The organism is Chryseobacterium rhizosphaerae (assembly GCF_003385455.1).
GTDB classification, from domain to species: Bacteria; Bacteroidota; Bacteroidia; order Flavobacteriales; family Weeksellaceae; genus Chryseobacterium; species Chryseobacterium rhizosphaerae.
Genome location: NZ_QNUF01000001.1, coordinates 215,025 through 229,610 on the forward strand (window position 1 = coordinate 215,025; position 14,586 = coordinate 229,610).

General features: G+C 35.7%; 15 protein-coding genes, 7 tRNA genes and 1 other RNA gene. 16 read left to right on the forward strand and 7 right to left on the reverse strand.

Features of this window, described 5'->3' with window-relative positions:
• Positions 1 to 98 precede the first annotated feature (98 nt).
• The 6 genes from pyk to map form a co-directional block, all read right to left on the reverse strand.
• Positions 99 to 1,544 (reverse strand): pyruvate kinase, encoded by a 1,446-nt coding sequence (gene pyk, locus DRF57_RS00905; protein ID WP_047493496.1) that lies wholly within the window; start codon positions 1,542 to 1,544, stop codon positions 99 to 101.
• Entirely contained in the window at positions 1,537 to 2,010 is a 474-nt protein-coding gene (locus tag DRF57_RS00910) for an IPExxxVDY family protein (protein WP_115916387.1), read from the reverse strand. Before DRF57_RS00910 ends, pyk begins: the two co-directional genes overlap by 8 nt.
• Positions 1,988 to 2,752, reverse strand: a complete 765-nt coding sequence (gene rnc / locus DRF57_RS00915; protein WP_047493503.1) for a ribonuclease III — start codon at positions 2,750 to 2,752, stop codon at positions 1,988 to 1,990. The genes DRF57_RS00910 and rnc overlap by 23 nt, the downstream gene beginning before the upstream one ends.
• A gap of 9 nt (positions 2,753 to 2,761) precedes the next feature.
• Positions 2,762 to 4,006 (reverse strand): beta-ketoacyl-ACP synthase II, encoded by a 1,245-nt coding sequence (gene fabF, locus DRF57_RS00920; protein ID WP_047493506.1) that lies wholly within the window; start codon positions 4,004 to 4,006, stop codon positions 2,762 to 2,764.
• Between the two features lie 34 nt (positions 4,007 to 4,040).
• Positions 4,041 to 4,280, reverse strand: a complete 240-nt coding sequence (locus DRF57_RS00925) for an acyl carrier protein (RefSeq protein WP_002976354.1) — start codon at positions 4,278 to 4,280, stop codon at positions 4,041 to 4,043.
• Between the two features lie 459 nt (positions 4,281 to 4,739).
• Positions 4,740 to 5,504: a type I methionyl aminopeptidase gene (map, locus tag DRF57_RS00930; RefSeq protein ID WP_115916389.1), complete on the reverse strand. Its 765-nt coding sequence runs from the start codon at positions 5,502 to 5,504 to the stop codon at positions 4,740 to 4,742.
• 146 nt (positions 5,505 to 5,650) lie between these two features.
• Between map and DRF57_RS00935 the strand changes: the two genes are divergently transcribed.
• Positions 5,651 to 6,106 carry a hypothetical protein gene (locus DRF57_RS00935; RefSeq protein ID WP_123863264.1) on the forward strand — a complete coding sequence of 152 codons (456 nt, stop codon included), beginning with the start codon at positions 5,651 to 5,653 and terminating at the stop codon, positions 6,104 to 6,106.
• 18 nt (positions 6,107 to 6,124) lie between these two features.
• The gene (locus DRF57_RS00940) at positions 6,125 to 6,457 is read left to right on the forward strand and encodes a hypothetical protein (protein ID WP_115916391.1); all 333 of its coding nucleotides are present in this window, start codon (positions 6,125 to 6,127) and stop codon (positions 6,455 to 6,457) included.
• 137 nt (positions 6,458 to 6,594) lie between these two features.
• Here the strand turns inward: DRF57_RS00940 and ssrA are convergent.
• Positions 6,595 to 6,993, reverse strand: a transfer-messenger RNA (tmRNA) gene (gene ssrA / locus DRF57_RS00945).
• 313 nt (positions 6,994 to 7,306) lie between these two features.
• Between ssrA and rpsU the strand changes: the two genes are divergently transcribed.
• The 14 genes from rpsU to DRF57_RS01015 all read left to right on the forward strand — a co-directional run bounded on the left by rpsU (position 7,307) and on the right by DRF57_RS01015 (position 14,545).
• Positions 7,307 to 7,504 (forward strand): 30S ribosomal protein S21, encoded by a 198-nt coding sequence (gene rpsU, locus DRF57_RS00950; protein ID WP_047493530.1) that lies wholly within the window; start codon positions 7,307 to 7,309, stop codon positions 7,502 to 7,504.
• An 83-nt stretch (positions 7,505 to 7,587) separates the two neighbouring features.
• Positions 7,588 to 8,475, forward strand: coding sequence for a tyrosine-type recombinase/integrase (locus DRF57_RS00955; protein ID WP_047493533.1), 888 nt, complete (start codon positions 7,588 to 7,590; stop codon positions 8,473 to 8,475).
• Positions 8,472 to 8,762 (forward strand): HPF/RaiA family ribosome-associated protein, encoded by a 291-nt coding sequence (locus DRF57_RS00960; RefSeq protein ID WP_047493536.1) that lies wholly within the window; start codon positions 8,472 to 8,474, stop codon positions 8,760 to 8,762. Before DRF57_RS00955 ends, DRF57_RS00960 begins: the two co-directional genes overlap by 4 nt.
• A gap of 107 nt (positions 8,763 to 8,869) precedes the next feature.
• A tRNA-Thr gene (locus DRF57_RS00965) sits at positions 8,870 to 8,943 on the forward strand.
• Positions 8,944 to 8,962: 19 nt separating this feature from the next.
• Positions 8,963 to 9,043 (forward strand) — tRNA-Tyr (locus tag DRF57_RS00970).
• 87 nt (positions 9,044 to 9,130) lie between these two features.
• Positions 9,131 to 9,203, forward strand: a tRNA-Gly gene (locus DRF57_RS00975).
• A 90-nt stretch (positions 9,204 to 9,293) separates the two neighbouring features.
• Positions 9,294 to 9,367: transfer RNA gene (locus DRF57_RS00980), tRNA-Thr, on the forward strand.
• A 21-nt stretch (positions 9,368 to 9,388) separates the two neighbouring features.
• Positions 9,389 to 9,469: transfer RNA gene (locus tag DRF57_RS00985), tRNA-Tyr, on the forward strand.
• An 83-nt stretch (positions 9,470 to 9,552) separates the two neighbouring features.
• Positions 9,553 to 9,625 (forward strand) — tRNA-Gly (locus tag DRF57_RS00990).
• Positions 9,626 to 9,666: 41 nt separating this feature from the next.
• Positions 9,667 to 9,738, forward strand: a tRNA-Thr gene (locus DRF57_RS00995).
• Positions 9,739 to 9,941: 203 nt separating this feature from the next.
• Positions 9,942 to 10,622: a response regulator transcription factor gene (locus tag DRF57_RS01000; RefSeq protein WP_047493539.1), complete on the forward strand. Its 681-nt coding sequence runs from the start codon at positions 9,942 to 9,944 to the stop codon at positions 10,620 to 10,622.
• Positions 10,623 to 11,987 (forward strand): ATP-binding protein, encoded by a 1,365-nt coding sequence (locus DRF57_RS01005; RefSeq protein ID WP_047493542.1) that lies wholly within the window; start codon positions 10,623 to 10,625, stop codon positions 11,985 to 11,987.
• Between the two features lie 222 nt (positions 11,988 to 12,209).
• Entirely contained in the window at positions 12,210 to 13,457 is a 1,248-nt protein-coding gene (locus DRF57_RS01010) for a TolC family protein (RefSeq protein ID WP_228450425.1), read from the forward strand.
• Between the two features lie 2 nt (positions 13,458 to 13,459).
• Positions 13,460 to 14,545, forward strand: a complete 1,086-nt coding sequence (locus tag DRF57_RS01015; protein WP_115916393.1) for an efflux RND transporter periplasmic adaptor subunit — start codon at positions 13,460 to 13,462, stop codon at positions 14,543 to 14,545.
• Positions 14,546 to 14,586 lie beyond the last annotated feature (41 nt).

The following is a 14,586-nucleotide window of genomic DNA, read 5'->3' on the forward strand; positions in this document are numbered from 1 at the left end:
TACAAAGTATAAAGTATTGCTTTGTATGGATAAAATAAAACCTCCCGAAGATTATTTCGGGAGGTTTTTTATATCGTTAAAAAAGAAAATTTTTCTCTTTATACAGTGGTCAATCTCAATGTATTGGTTTTTCCACCTTCATAAGATGGAGTTGCATTGATGTTGATCACAAAATCTCCGGTTTCAATATAACCATAGTTGTGTGTCAGCATATTCACCTGAATAATTGTTTCATCAGTAGATTTCTTCATATCATAGTAATACGCATGTACTCCCCAAAGAAGGTTCAGCATTGTAATTACTCTTTTATTTCCACTGTATACAATAATCTGAGAATTCGGTCTGTGAGCAGCAAGCTGGAATGCCGTATATCCCGAGTGAGTAAGCGTAACAATAGCTGAAACATTTGTTGTTTTTGCGATTCTTACTGCAGCAAGACATACTCTGTTGGTAATGAATCTTTCATCTATACAGTTGTAGTCTTTTTCAATCGGTTCATTTTTATGTTGATAGAAATGAGTGGTTTCGATATTCTTTACGATTTTTGCCATGTTTTCTACCACCTGTACCGGATATCTTCCTACCGAAGTTTCTCCTGAAAGCATTACGGCGTCAGCACCATCCAATACGGAGTTGGCAACGTCATTCACTTCAGCTCTTGTCGGTGTTAAGCTATTGATCATGGTCTCCATCATCTGAGTAGCAATAATAACCGGCTTGGAATAGAATCTCGCCTTTTCTACCAGGTTTTTCTGGATAGCAGGAACCTCTTCCATTGGAACTTCCACACCCAGGTCACCACGGGCAACCATAAGACCGTCACATTCCAATAAAATTTCGTCAATATTTTTAACACCTTCCGGCTTTTCGATCTTCGCAATGATTGGTGTTTTGAATTTACCGTTAGGGTGTTTAGCGATTAATTCTTTTAAATCAATAATATCCTGTGCATGACGTACGAAAGAAAGAGCAATCCAGTCAACTTCCATATCTAGCATGAAGTTGGCGTCCTGGATATCTTTCTCAGTCAGGGCAGGAAGAGATACTTTTGTATTAGGCAGGTTCACTCCTTTTTTAGAACTTAGAGGTCCCCCCTGTATGGTCTTAGCCTTTACTGTATCCTTTTCGTTGGTTTCAGTAACTTCCAGTACCAATTTTCCGTCATCAATAAGGATTCTTTCCCCTACTTTTACGTCTTGTGGAAACTGTTGGTAAGTCATAAATACCTTCGTAGAATCTCCTTCCATCTTTTCATTGGTGAAAGTAAGAATGTCACCAGGATTCAGGTAAGAACCTTCCTTTACAACACCTACTCTCAGTTTGGGGCCCTGAAGGTCACCCAAAATACCCACTGAATACCCGTACTCACTGTTTAGTTCCCTAATTATATCAATATTGTTTCGAACTAAGTCGTAATCTGCATGTGAAAAATTTATTCTGAAAATATCAACACCCGCTTTCATTAAATCTAACATCACCTCCTTCGATGAAGAAGCAGGTCCTAGTGTTGCGATAATTTTTGTCTTCTTTAAATACTTATTCATAATACTGGATAATTTGATAAAGTTCTTCGTCAGAACTCAATGTGTAATCTTGAATTGGAAACACAAGATTTTCAGGGAGCAAAATTACGGAAAAATCAGGAAACTGTTCCGAACTATGTAGAATATATTCCACATCTGCCTGATTATTTAATAAAAATTTAATGTTTTCTTCTTCTGTAAAGAGCTCGGTCTGAACTTTTTTTTGTTTACTTTCCGAAGATTTGTTTGAAATAAAAGTAAAACAGGTCTTCGTAGACTTGTGATAGGCCTCGAATCTCGGAAATAAATAGTCATAATAATCTCCATGAAAGATCAGGTCTTTTTTTCTTGAGAATTTAAGATCGTTTGTTTGATTTATTTTATAGAAAAACTCATGATCGGGTATATCTTTTGCTAATCTTACCAATCCTATGGCAATATCTTCAAATTCTATATCATCAAGATCATAAAGTTTTTGAATTTCCAAGTATGTTTTCTTTTTTATTTAAAATATAAAATGCCCGCTGTGCTGCCTTTTCTTCTGATTTTTTCTTCGATGTTTCTGTTGCATTGGCAATTTTTTCATCTCCCAACCAGACATGACATCTGAATACAATCGCCTTATTGGCCTGTATTTCTTCGCAGGTTTCGTACTTTATATTGACCTTCTTTTTCTGGCTCCATTCAAGCAGGAGGCCTTTATAGCTTACAATTTTATTTTCAAGTTTGTTAATCTCGGAAGGGGTAAGCAGCTTATCCAAAATAATCTTTCTGCAAATATCATAATGGAAGTCCAAATATACAGCCCCAATTAAAGCTTCAAATAAATTTCCGGAGATATTCTCGCCCAAAGCTGCAGAACTGTTCTGTTTTTGCAGAAGGCTTGTAAGCTTTAGGTTTTCTCCTAATTTATTAAGATTTTTCCGGTTGACAATCTTAGATTTCATCTGAGTCAGGTACCCTTCATTAGCCTGAGGATAGGTCTGGAACAAATGACAAGAAATAATTGTACCCAAAACAGAATCTCCCAAAAATTCAAGTCTTTCATAATTGCTGTCTTGATTTTTAGAAGAATTTTTCAAAGAGAAAGCCTCACGGTAAAAAGCAATATTTTGTACCTCCGTACCCAACACTTTTTTAAGCTCGGTACTGAGAAAATATTCTCTTTCCGTTAACTGTCTTTTTCTTTTTTTAAGAAGGAATTTAGAAAAGTATTTCTGTAACTCCATTCATTGAATTTAGATTTTCTTAAATAGAACGCAAGCGTTATGCCCACCAAATCCAAAAGTATTACTCATGGCTACTTTTACATCTTTCTTCACAGCTGTATTAAACGTAAAGTTTAGTCTGCTGTCAATATTTTCATCATCAGTAAAATGGTTGATGGTAGGAGGAACGATACCATGAATAATAGTTCCCAGTGCAGCGATAGCTTCAATAACACCTGCGGCACCCAGAAGGTGACCTGTCATTGATTTTGTAGAATTAATCTGAATGTCATAAGCATGCTCGCCTAATAACTTTGAAATTGCGTTGGATTCAGCAATATCTCCTAATGGAGTAGAGGTACCATGCATATTGATGTGGTCTACTTCATCAGCAGTTAAGCCTGCATCTTCCAAACAACTTTTCATTACCAGATAAGCACCAAGGCCTTCAGGATGAGGAGCGGTCATATGGTGTGCGTCAGCACTTAAACCTCCCCCTTGTAATTCTGCATAAATTGTAGCACCACGTTTTACCGCGTGCTCATATTCTTCAAGAATAATACATCCTGCTCCTTCTCCTAATACAAATCCATCTCTGTCTTTGTCAAAAGGTCTTGAAGCGGTAGTTGGATCATCATTTCTTGTAGAAAGTGCCATCATTGCATTAAATCCACCGACACCACTTGCTGTAACGGCTGCTTCTGAGCCTCCACATACAATAACGTCTGCTTTTCCTAGCTGGATCAGCATTTTGGAATCAATTAGAGCATTGGCTGAAGAAGCACATGCAGATACAGTGGTATAATTAGGTCCGTGGAAGCCGTATTCTATTGAGATATGTCCCGGCGTAATATCCGCGATCATTTTAGGAATAAAGAATGGGTTGAATCTCGGAATTTCCGTGTTTGCCCATCCTAAAACTTCTGTCTCAAAAGTCTCTAAACCTCCGATTCCGGAGCCCCAAATTACACCGACTCTGTTTTTATCTACATTGTCTTCCATAATTTTGGAATGTGCTACAGCCTCTCTGGCTGCAACAAGTCCCAATTGGGTATTTCGGTCCATTTTCTTAGCCTCTTTCTTATCGAAATGCTGTAAAGGATCGAAATTTTTCACTTCGCAAGCGAACTTTGTCTTAAAGTTTGTGGCATCAAAAAGAGTAATCGGAGCGGCACCGCTCTCACCTTTCACAAGGTTTTCCCAGTATTCTTTTGCATTATTTCCAATCGGTGTTATTGCTCCAAAACCGGTTACAACTACTCTTTTTAATTCCATAAACTTTGTTTAATTTCTTTTTTGTTGAAGAATATTATTTATTTACTACTTCTTCGATGTAAGCGATAGCGTGTCCTACAGTAGTAATTTTTTCAGCCTGGTCATCAGGGATTTGGATATTAAATTCTTTTTCAAATTCCATGATTAACTCAACTGTATCTAGTGAATCAGCTCCTAAATCGTTAGTGAAGCTAGCTTCAGGAGTTACTTCTGTTTCTTCAACGTCAAGCTTATCAGCGATGATAGCTTTTACTCTTGATGCAATGTCTGACATAGTAAATTATTTTTTTAATTGTTAGATGGTGCAAATATATAAAATTCTTTACGATAAAACATTTTTTTAGTCTTTTTTGTGGACCTGTAGCCTTCATTTTGGAACTTTAGACTTTAGTGTTTTCGTTTTCAGTAGGTTATATTTTGTGTTTCTATATGGGTGGGAAATCAATTCTAAAAGAGATTAAGGGTAAAGTAAGGGCCTGTATCTTTTAAATCTCTGTTTTTCTGACTCCTGATTTTATAAATAAAGTATTAGAACTAAGACATCTGGAGCTTTCTTGAATTCCAAAGTTTATTGTATTGGCATCTCTGATATTGAAAGCTAAGCTGTATGAAAAATAGAATGATCTTTGGTCGGATTCGGGGTGAAATTTTTATATAATACAGCCATTATCTTTTAAATAAAGCTCGTTTTTAATTCTTTTTACCCCGGATCGAAGTTGCCGTATGAATGTTTTTAATTCAATATACCATTCATTTCTGTTAAAATCACAGGTTCTCCATCGGTAATCAGAATGGTGTGTTCATGCTGAGCCATATGTCCACCCTTATTACCTACCATAGTCCATCCGTCCTTAAGCTCTACTGCAATAGTTGAAGAGGTGGAAATAAAAGTTTCAATGGCTACTACAGAATTTTTTTTGAACCGCCTGGAATCGAAACGATTTCTATAATTCAGTAATTCATCCGGTTCTTCATGAAGGCTTCTCCCTACGCCATGACCTCCAAGATTTTTAATGACTTTAAAACCTCTTTTTTTAGCTTCTGTTTCTATAAGCTGTCCGATGTCTGCTATTTTTACCCCTTCTTTTATATTGCTGATTGCTTTTTCCAATATGTATTTAGAGGCATCTACTAAGTTTTGATGTTGGTTGATGTCTTTTCCAACAATAAAAGAACCTCCGTTGTCTGCCCAGAAACCGTTAAGCTCTGCAGAAACATCAATATTGATTAAGTCTCCTTCCTGTAAAATCCGTTGTTCTGTAGGGATGCCATGGCAAAATTCATTATTTACACTTATGCATGTCCAGCCTGGAAATCCATAGGTAAGATAAGGAGCAGAATTGGCACCGAACCCTGAAAGTATCTTGGCGCCATATTCGTCAAGATCTTTGGTCGTCATGCCAGGTTGTGCATAATGAATCATCTCCTTCAAAGTATATGCAACTGCTTCACTTACTTTCTGCATTCCGGTTAATTCATATTCATTTGTTATTGACATTTTCTTTTTTTTTCTTAAATGTAAGTATTATATCTTTATTTTACTGATATATATAGGTATACATTCATTAAAATATAAATTTATTTGTCTTTGATAATGAAAAACAGGTAAATTTAGACTAGCTAAAACCATTACAATTTAATTCCATGAATTCAATTATTTTAAACAAACGAATATCAATACTGATGAGCTTCCTGCTTGTTATATTGACTAGCTGCACCTCTATTAAGCTTATCAGTGATTATGACGAACTCACAGACAAGAAGATTGTAGCGCTGCAGGAAAAGGTGACCGGATTTGTCGTTAAAATCCGGGATGAAATTGGTACAGATAAGGCTAAGTATGTTAACTATAAACCCTTTTATCAGGAGGTTAAAGTGGATCTGGAAACCCTTAAAATCCGCACTAATGCCATCGATAATAATAAAATAGTACAGGATCAGGTTTCTACATTGGCCACATACATAGACAATTTAGAGAAGGTCCATAAGCTTGGTTTTAATGATGTTTCCGAGGTGGATCTTATCAACAGCCAGTGTAATACTATTTTTACAGCCCTTACTAAATTACAGCTTGGCCTGAAAAGAGGTGAAAAAAAATAACCATAAAAACGAATTAAAATGGCAGATATAGACTATAGTCAATTATTGAAAGATATGCTGGCGGCAATGAAACAATCATTCACCAATGACTGGAATGATGCTCAGCCTTATGCAAAAGCAGAATTAAACTCTTTCGTAGACAATATCAAGTTAATTAATAAGCTAAAATCTGATGGGAAAATCACTGAAGAGAAAGCGAAATTGTATCTTGAAATGCAAAAGGGATCAATGAGAATTGTTCTCTTAACCATAGATGGGTTGACGATATTAGCAGTTGAAAATGCAATTAATGCAGCGCTGGATGTCATAAGAAATACAGTAAATACAGCAATAGGCTGGACTATTTTATAAACAAAGATTTGTTACAACTTAATAAAGGGCAGGTGAAGAATGATTCATTTGCTCTTTTTTTGTTTAAAATTGGAGCGTTTTGGATATAAAATAAAAAAGAGAAAATGTAATGATTTACAAATTCTCTTTTATCTTTTTAGTGGAGTTGGAGGGATTCGAACCCTCGTCCAAACAAGCAATACATAAGATTTCTACATGCTTATTCTACCATTAATTTTCGACTGAAGGCAGAGGGCAGACACCCAACTTCCAGCTTATCTTCTAAAGTTTTCGAGTTTCAGCCAAAGCATCTGAAACCTTATTCCCGCATTCCTATATCTCAGGATCAAACGCCGCAGAACAGAGCATTTGTGAGATATCTTGCTTCCTTACTATCTTCAGGAAAACGCTTGATCTACTATACTTCGATATTAAGCTGCAAGAGCGAACTCTTCGTTGCCAGTTAAAGTTGTGTAGCAAGGGATTTAAGAGATCGCGCTACGGTTCTCTGCATGCTTACTTACCCATTGATCTTGCTGTCGAAACCAGTCAACCCCATGAATAAAGTGAATGCAAAGATAATGCTTTTTGTTTATATATCATTATTGTAGGTCTTTTTTGTGACGAATAAGTAATAAGAAGATCTGTTTGGTGTGATTGAAAGGAGAAAAAGGGTAGGGCAGGATCAATAAAACAGGATGCTTATCATGGAATGTTAATTAATTGTGGATAAAATAATTAGTGCATGTGTAGCCCTTTAATACTGGGTTTTTAATCCGATATTGAGTTTAAATGTGATAGTTTTTGGGTATATATTTTGTGATTTAAGAAAAAATGTCTAGTTTTGCAATCCAAAATGAGATGTAAAATATGTTAATAATACCAGTAAAAGATGGTGAATCCATCGACAGAGCTCTGAAGAAATACAAGAGAAAATTTGATAAAACAGGTACAGTTCGTCAATTAAGATCTAGACAACAGTTTATTAAGCCTTCTGTGACTTTAAGACAATCTAGACTGAAAGCTGCTTACAAACAAAGAGCACTTAGTAAAGAAGAACAGGCTTAAGATTTTTTCTTAGACCATATACTAATTCACTCCTTAAATTCTTATATTTGAGGAGTGAATTTTTCGTTTTTATACCTGAAGTAATGCTGAATAAGTTTTTAGAATATTTAGAGTTCGAAAAGAGGTATTCTCCTCATACTATTACAAGCTACAGAAAAGACCTTGATGACTTTTCCTGTTTCTATCTTAAAACAGAGTCGTCAGAAGATATCTTTAAGGCAGATAAAAAAATCATCCGAAACTTTATTGTAGAATTAAGTGAACATGGTATTTCAAAAAGAAGTATCAACAGAAAATTATCCTCACTCCGCAGTTTTTTCCTTTTCCTTCTAAAAATAGGTGAAATTAAGGTTTCTCCTGTAGAAGGAGTTTCCTCCCTGAAATTTTACCCAGAGAAGCAAATACCCATGTCTAAAGAGGAAATGGGGGATCTTAGCGAGCGGATTTTAGAACACACCCATGATATCCTGGATAAATGTATCATTGAAGTACTGTATCAAACCGGTATACGGAAAGCTGAGCTTTGTGGCCTGATATTTGAGAATGTTGATATAGAAGGAAATGAATTAAAAGTAATTGGAAAGGGAAATAAAGAAAGAGTGGTTCCCATTTCCGAAGATCTGTCTGAGCTCCTTAAAAGTTATTTGGAAATAAGAAATCCTCAGGCAGAATTCAAATCCTGTTTTTTCGTGAATAAGAAAGGGAAAAAACTCAATGAAAAATTTGTTTATGTGGTAGTTAATAAGTACCTTAGTCTTGTTACAACGAAAGAAAAAAAAAGTCCTCATATCCTTCGGCATAGCTTTGCTACTCATGTGTTGGATAATGGGGCGGAGATCTCCAAAGTAAAAAAAATATTAGGGCATTCAAGTCTTGCCAGTACTCAAGTCTATACGAATGCTAATATTGAACAATTGAAAAAAGTGTTTAATCAAGCTCATCCTCGAGCGTCTAAAAAAGAAGAATTATGAAGATTTCAGTTCAATCAATTGGTTTAACTCCACACGAACCACTAGAATCACACATTGAAAAAAAAGTAAGCAAATTAGGAACCTTCTATGATAAAATTCAGGAGTGCAAGGTTTTCTTAAAAGTGGAAAATAACTCCGATAGAGCTAATAAAACTGCTGAGATTATTTTGGCTGTTCCGGGGGACGATATTGTGGTTAAGAAGACAAGTGCAACTTTTGAGGAAAGTTTGGATCTATGCGTGGATACAGCTAAAAAGCTACTAATCAAGAAAAAAGAAATGGCTTAGGAAAAAAAGTTAAAAAAAGTTTATAAAAAATTTGAGAATTCAAAAAATCCGTTCTATATTTGCACTCGCAAAAAAGGAACAGCGATCTTTTGAATTCTTTTTAATTTGCCTCCATAGCTCAGTTGGCCAGAGCACGTGATTTGTAATCTCGGGGTCGTGGGTTCGAATCCCTCTGGAGGCTCATTTTAATATAAAACTTTGGGGAGATTCCAGAGTGGCTAAATGGGACTGACTGTAACTCAGTTGCTTCGGCTTCGCAGGTTCGAATCCTGCTCTCCCCACATTTATATTATTAAAAAAAACTTGCAGGATTAAAGAATTATTCTTAGTTTTGCACAGCGTTTACCAATAGTTTTGGAAACAAAATTGCGGAAGTAGCTCAGTTGGTAGAGCGTCAGCCTTCCAAGCTGAATGTCGCGGGTTCGACCCCCGTCTTCCGCTCAAAATAATCACCTTATAAAAGTGATATTTTTAACAGCTGAAATGTATAGAGTAGAGTTTCTCCATCAGTTTCAGTTCAATTATTAAAATGCCTCCATAGCTCAGTTGGCCAGAGCACGTGATTTGTAATCTCGGGGTCGTGGGTTCGAATCCCTCTGGAGGCTCTATTTTAATATAAAAACTTTGGGGAGATTCCAGAGTGGCTAAATGGGACTGACTGTAACTCAGTTGCTTCGGCTTCGCAGGTTCGAATCCTGCTCTCCCCACTTTTATATTAAAAAAACTTGCAGAATTAAAGAAATATTCTTAGTTTTGCAAAGCGTTTACCAATAATTTTGGAAACAAAATTGCGGAAGTAGCTCAGTTGGTAGAGCGTCAGCCTTCCAAGCTGAATGTCGCGGGTTCGACCCCCGTCTTCCGCTCAAAAAAATCATGCTAATTCAGTGTGATTTTTTTATTTGATGCCGACTTAGCTCAGCGGTAGAGTGCTTCCTTGGTAAGGAAGAGGTCACGGGTTCAAGTCCCGTAGTTGGCTCTCAATTTTCCCGGATTTTATTCGGGAATTTTTTTTACCCAAAATTCAGTGATAAAAGTAAAAGCCGAAAAATAGAACGAGTGTTATGATTCACTTCATCTGCTGCTTTGACAACTTATCCGGATGGTGTTTAATTTTTTTTATATCATCTTTAGAATTGCAATCATAAAATTTTTGTTAAATTCGTGTAAAATATATTTTTGATGAATATTCTTTTACTAGAAGATGATCTCATTCTTTCCGCAGAACTTTGCAGATTTTTAGAATCTAATAATTTTAACTGTGATAAAATCTATGATGGAGAAACTTTTCTTCGTCAGATTAAAAACAATACCTATGACTTGTATCTGCTGGATATTAATGTTCCCAAAATAAACGGATTGGATGTCTGCCAAACCATCCGTTCTTTTGATAAAAATACACCTATCATCATTATTTCGGCGTATGGAGATATTTCGGATAAAAAAGATGCCTTCACCAGGCTGGCAGATGATTATCTTGTAAAACCTTTTCAGTTTGAAGAACTGCTTTTAAGAATCAATTCTTTGCTGAGAAGAAAAGCTCCATCTGATGCTTCCGATCAGGATATTATCAGAGTTGACGATCTTATCATCAATAAAACAGAACAGAAAGTATACCGTGGAGGTAATGAGATTACACTTACTTTAAAAGAGTTTCAGCTATTGGTCTATCTTGCCGAAGCACAGGGAAGAACTGTTTCTAAACAGCAGATCACAGAACATGTGTGGGAACATAATTTTAATACCAATACCAATACGGTAGAGGTCTATATCAATTTTTTAAGAAAAAAGATTGATAAGGATTTTAAAATAAAACTGATCCATACGCGCTCCGGGTTTGGATATTACTTAAGTCCATTATAAATGTCTTTAAAAAGAAAGATTGCTTTAACGATCAGTATTGCCTTTTCACTGCTTTTTGGAATGGTGATGGCTGTCATTTATTTATCTTTCAATGATTTTAGACGGGATGAGTTTAAAGAAAGGTTCAGGCAAAGACTGGAGTTTACCACTCATTTTATTTCAAGATCTAAAGATTTTGAAGAAGAAGCGCCTATTTTTTTTAATGAGAATTCAGACAATATTCTTTTGAATGAAAAGATTTTAATTTTCAATGACAAGAAAGAACTGATCTATAGTACGATCAAAGACCGGAATGTCACATGGGATACTACCATGCTTAAAGAACTGGATAAAAAAAAGATCATCTATACTGAAAAGACCGTTCCGGAGATTTATGCAGCCTTACGAACTATTAATGGAGAGAACTACTATATCCTTACCAGTGCTTTTGACACCAATGGAAAATCAAAACTGACCTATCTTAAATATCTTTTGATTTTGGCGTATGTGATGAGCACCCTTCTGATTGGTTTTTTCAGCTATTATTTCGTAGAAAAATTCCTGCGCCCTCTGGAAGACCTGAATCAGGAAATTTCAGAAGTTACCGCCCATCAATTAACAAAACAGATTCCTGTTCAACAGTCAAATGATGAAGTAAGCGTTTTGGCAAAGTCTTTCAACACCATGATCGTAAGACTGAATGACGTATTTCAGTCCCAGAAAGATTTTACAGCGAGTGCTTCACATGAGATAAGGACTCCGATCACAAGAATGGCTTTCCAGCTTGAAAACCTGATTACATTTGAGAAGCACTCTCCTAAAACCCTGTCTGCATTACAGCAGATTCAGAGGGATGTGTATCAGCTGTCAGATCTTACCAATTCATTATTGCTTCTCACCAAGTTTGATAAAGAAAATATTCAGAGTATTTATGAAGAGGTAAGAATTGATGAAGTAATATTTGAAGCTTTTGAAGCGGTAGAGAAAAGTTATCCCGATCTTAAGCTTGATTTTCTCATTACCGAAGATACTTCTGAAAATGCTCTTCTCACGATAGACGGAATACCCTCTTTATTAGTTATCGTTTTTATTAATTTATTTAAAAATGCTGCAGTATATTCTGATAATACTGAAGTGAACGTTTTAATCACCGAAACAAACGACCGCCTTTCTGTAGAGGTAATATCTCATGGGGATATAATTCCTGAAGAAGAGCAGTCTAAACTATTTGAAGCCTTTACCAGAGGAAATAACGCTCAGAATATATCCGGATCCGGCCTAGGATTGCGAATTGTGAAGCGTATTCTCGAATACCATGATTCTGAAATTGTATATTCTTCACCTGAGGAATACCTGAATAAATTCACAGTAATTTTTAAAAAGTAATTTCCATATTATCGTTTATTTTTAGAATTACACTCTATTTTCTTTAAGCTAGGGATTGGAATTTTAAATAAAAAATCAATATGTGGAGAAAAAAATAAAATTTATTTTTATTGAAAGACCTTCTGAAATAGCCTGTTCACAGAGATTTTAATTTTATTTTAAGGCTCATTTAAGTTTCTTTTAATCGTATGAAAGCAATTTTGTAATTTAAAAAGAAAAATAATGAACAGAATAACCATGCTGTTTCTGGCCATTTCCTCATTCGTGGCTGGGCAGCAGCAAATGTCTCTTTTGGATTGTGAAGAAGCATTCCAGAAGAACAACCTCCAGCTACTTGCTGCACAATATAATATTAGTGAAGCAGAAGCAGATATTATTCAGGCAAAAATATGGGATTTACCAAATTTGTCTGTTGAATTGAATGCTATAGATCCGGAGAATAATAAAATTCTTCATATAGGGAGTACAGGAGCAAAAGAATTTGGAGTAGATCAGCTTTTGACCTTGGGAGGTAAAAGAAAGAATGAAGTGGCTTTTGCAAAATCAAATAAGGAGATTGCAGAGCTACAGTTCAAAGGGCTTATTATAGATTTAAGAACACAATTGAGAAATACTTTTTACAGTATTATTTTTGACGAAAAAAAAGAAGTTAATATAGATCTTCAGCTTAAATATATCATCAATCTGTTAAATGCCTACGAGAGTCAGAATAAAAAAGGAAATATTTCATTGAAAGATGTGGTGAGACTTCAATCACTGGTCATTGGATTGCAGAGTGATAAAACAGAAGTTACCAATAATATTATTCAACAAAAACAAACCCTCAAATTGCTTACCGGAAGTCAAACGGAGATTCAGCCGATTATCTCTGATGAAGAACTGGAGAAGCTGTTTAACAGACAACCCTTAACAAGTGTGGAAGAACTGCAACAGAAAGCATTGGAGAATAATACAAACTATCTCACCTTCATTAAAATAACAGAAAGCAGCCAATTGAACCTAAAATGGCAAAAATCTCTCAATATACCGGACCTTACAGTAGGTGCCCGTTATACACAACGAGGTGCAGCTTTTGACAATCAGGTAGCTGTTTCCTTTGGAATACCCATACCACTATGGAAAAAAAATAAAGGAAATGAAATGAAGGCTGAATACCAGATAGAAGAAAGTAAAAAAGATGAAGCCAGACAAAAGGAAGAGCTGGCAGCCCAGGTTAATAGCACTTATAAAATATGGGATAATCAATATCAACAATATTATACCTTACAGCCTCATGATTTTAAGAATATGGATATTGTATTTACGGGAATTGTAAGTAATTTCCAGAGAGGAAACGTAAGTCTTATTGATTTTACCGACTTCATGGAAAGCTACAAACAAAGTATTTTACATATTTACGAAATGAAGAAACAGATTATGCAGTCTGCAGAACAACTTAATCAATTAGTACAAACGAAAATCTTCTATTAACAATGAAAACATATATTATCCCTGTATTGATGGTCTTATCATTATTGGCCTGTTCAAAAAAAGAGGAAGAAACAACAAACCAGGCTAAGAAAGGTTTTGAGCTTAGTAATACCATGCTTGGTTCTATTTCATTAGCTAAAGTAGAGAAAAAGAATATAGAAGATGTGTATAGCTTTTACGGAAAGATTTCTGCAGACAAAAACAGTTATATAGATGTATATCCGCTTGTAGGAGGAAACGTAATGAGTGTAAATGTAGAGCTGGGAGATTACGTGAAGAAAGGGCAGGTGCTGGCCACCATCAGGAGTACGGAACTCGCAGAGGTCCAAAAAGATGTAAGCGACTCAAAAACCGATTTGGTAGTGGCTACGAATAATCTTCGGGTTGCCAAGGAGTTGTACGAAGGAAAACTTAATACAGAAAGAGATGTACTGGAAGCTAAAAGCCAGTTACAGAAAGCCCAGGATCAGTTACAGAGAGCCTCTGCTATAAGTACGGTATATAATGTAAAGTCGGGAAATATTTACAGTGTGGTAGCTCCAATTAGCGGATATATTGTTCAGAAAAGTATCAATAAGGATATGCAGCTGAGAAGTGACAGAAGTGAAAATATTTTTGATGTAGCCAACACCACAAATGTATGGGCGATCATGAACGTTAATGAATCAGATATTGATAAAATAAGCCTTGGAATGAAAGCGCAGGTTTCTACCCTTTCTTATCCGGATAAAGTTTTTGATGGTAAAATTGATAAAATATTCAAAATTATTGATCCGCAAACCAATGCAATGCAGGCCAGAGTTGTTCTGGATAATGCCAATGGCTTACTGATTCCGGATAGCAAGGCTACGATAAAAGTTTCCAGTTTGGAAAATAACAGTATGCTGACCGTTCCGTCTAAGGCAGTAATCTTTGATGATAACAAAAGTTTTGTGGTGGTTTTTAAATCCAGAACAGACGTGAAGGTAAAAGAAGTTAAGGTTCAGAAACAGGTAGGTGATGTTACCTATATTGCAGATGGATTGACTGAAGGAGAGGAGGTGATTACCAACAATCAACTGCTCATATACCGTTCCCTGAATAGCTAACTCTATTAAATTCTTTATCAGCCTTAGGGGGTTGATAAAAA

What these genes read in the sequence shown, in the direction of transcription:
- DRF57_RS01005 (WP_047493542.1), top strand. Translation starts at nt 10,623, where the DNA reads ATGTCTTTAAAAAGAAAGATTGCTTTAACGATCAGTATTGCCTTTTCA.
- DRF57_RS00935 (WP_123863264.1), top strand. Translation starts at nt 5,651, where the DNA reads ATGAATTCAATTATTTTAAACAAACGAATATCAATACTGATGAGCTTC.
- map (WP_115916389.1), bottom strand. Translation starts at nt 5,504, where the DNA reads ATGTCAATAACAAATGAATATGAATTAACCGGAATGCAGAAAGTAAGT.
- DRF57_RS00960 (WP_047493536.1), top strand. Translation starts at nt 8,472, where the DNA reads ATGAAGATTTCAGTTCAATCAATTGGTTTAACTCCACACGAACCACTA.
- DRF57_RS01000 (WP_047493539.1), top strand. Translation starts at nt 9,942, where the DNA reads ATGAATATTCTTTTACTAGAAGATGATCTCATTCTTTCCGCAGAACTT.
- fabF (WP_047493506.1), bottom strand. Translation starts at nt 4,006, where the DNA reads ATGGAATTAAAAAGAGTAGTTGTAACCGGTTTTGGAGCAATAACACCG.
- DRF57_RS00925 (WP_002976354.1), bottom strand. Translation starts at nt 4,280, where the DNA reads ATGTCAGACATTGCATCAAGAGTAAAAGCTATCATCGCTGATAAGCTT.
- DRF57_RS01010 (WP_228450425.1), top strand. Translation starts at nt 12,210, where the DNA reads ATGAACAGAATAACCATGCTGTTTCTGGCCATTTCCTCATTCGTGGCT.
- rnc (WP_047493503.1), bottom strand. Translation starts at nt 2,752, where the DNA reads ATGGAGTTACAGAAATACTTTTCTAAATTCCTTCTTAAAAAAAGAAAA.
- DRF57_RS00955 (WP_047493533.1), top strand. Translation starts at nt 7,588, where the DNA reads ATGCTGAATAAGTTTTTAGAATATTTAGAGTTCGAAAAGAGGTATTCT.
- rpsU (WP_047493530.1), top strand. Translation starts at nt 7,307, where the DNA reads ATGTTAATAATACCAGTAAAAGATGGTGAATCCATCGACAGAGCTCTG.
- DRF57_RS01015 (WP_115916393.1), top strand. Translation starts at nt 13,460, where the DNA reads ATGAAAACATATATTATCCCTGTATTGATGGTCTTATCATTATTGGCC.
- DRF57_RS00940 (WP_115916391.1), top strand. Translation starts at nt 6,125, where the DNA reads ATGGCAGATATAGACTATAGTCAATTATTGAAAGATATGCTGGCGGCA.
- pyk (WP_047493496.1), bottom strand. Translation starts at nt 1,544, where the DNA reads ATGAATAAGTATTTAAAGAAGACAAAAATTATCGCAACACTAGGACCT.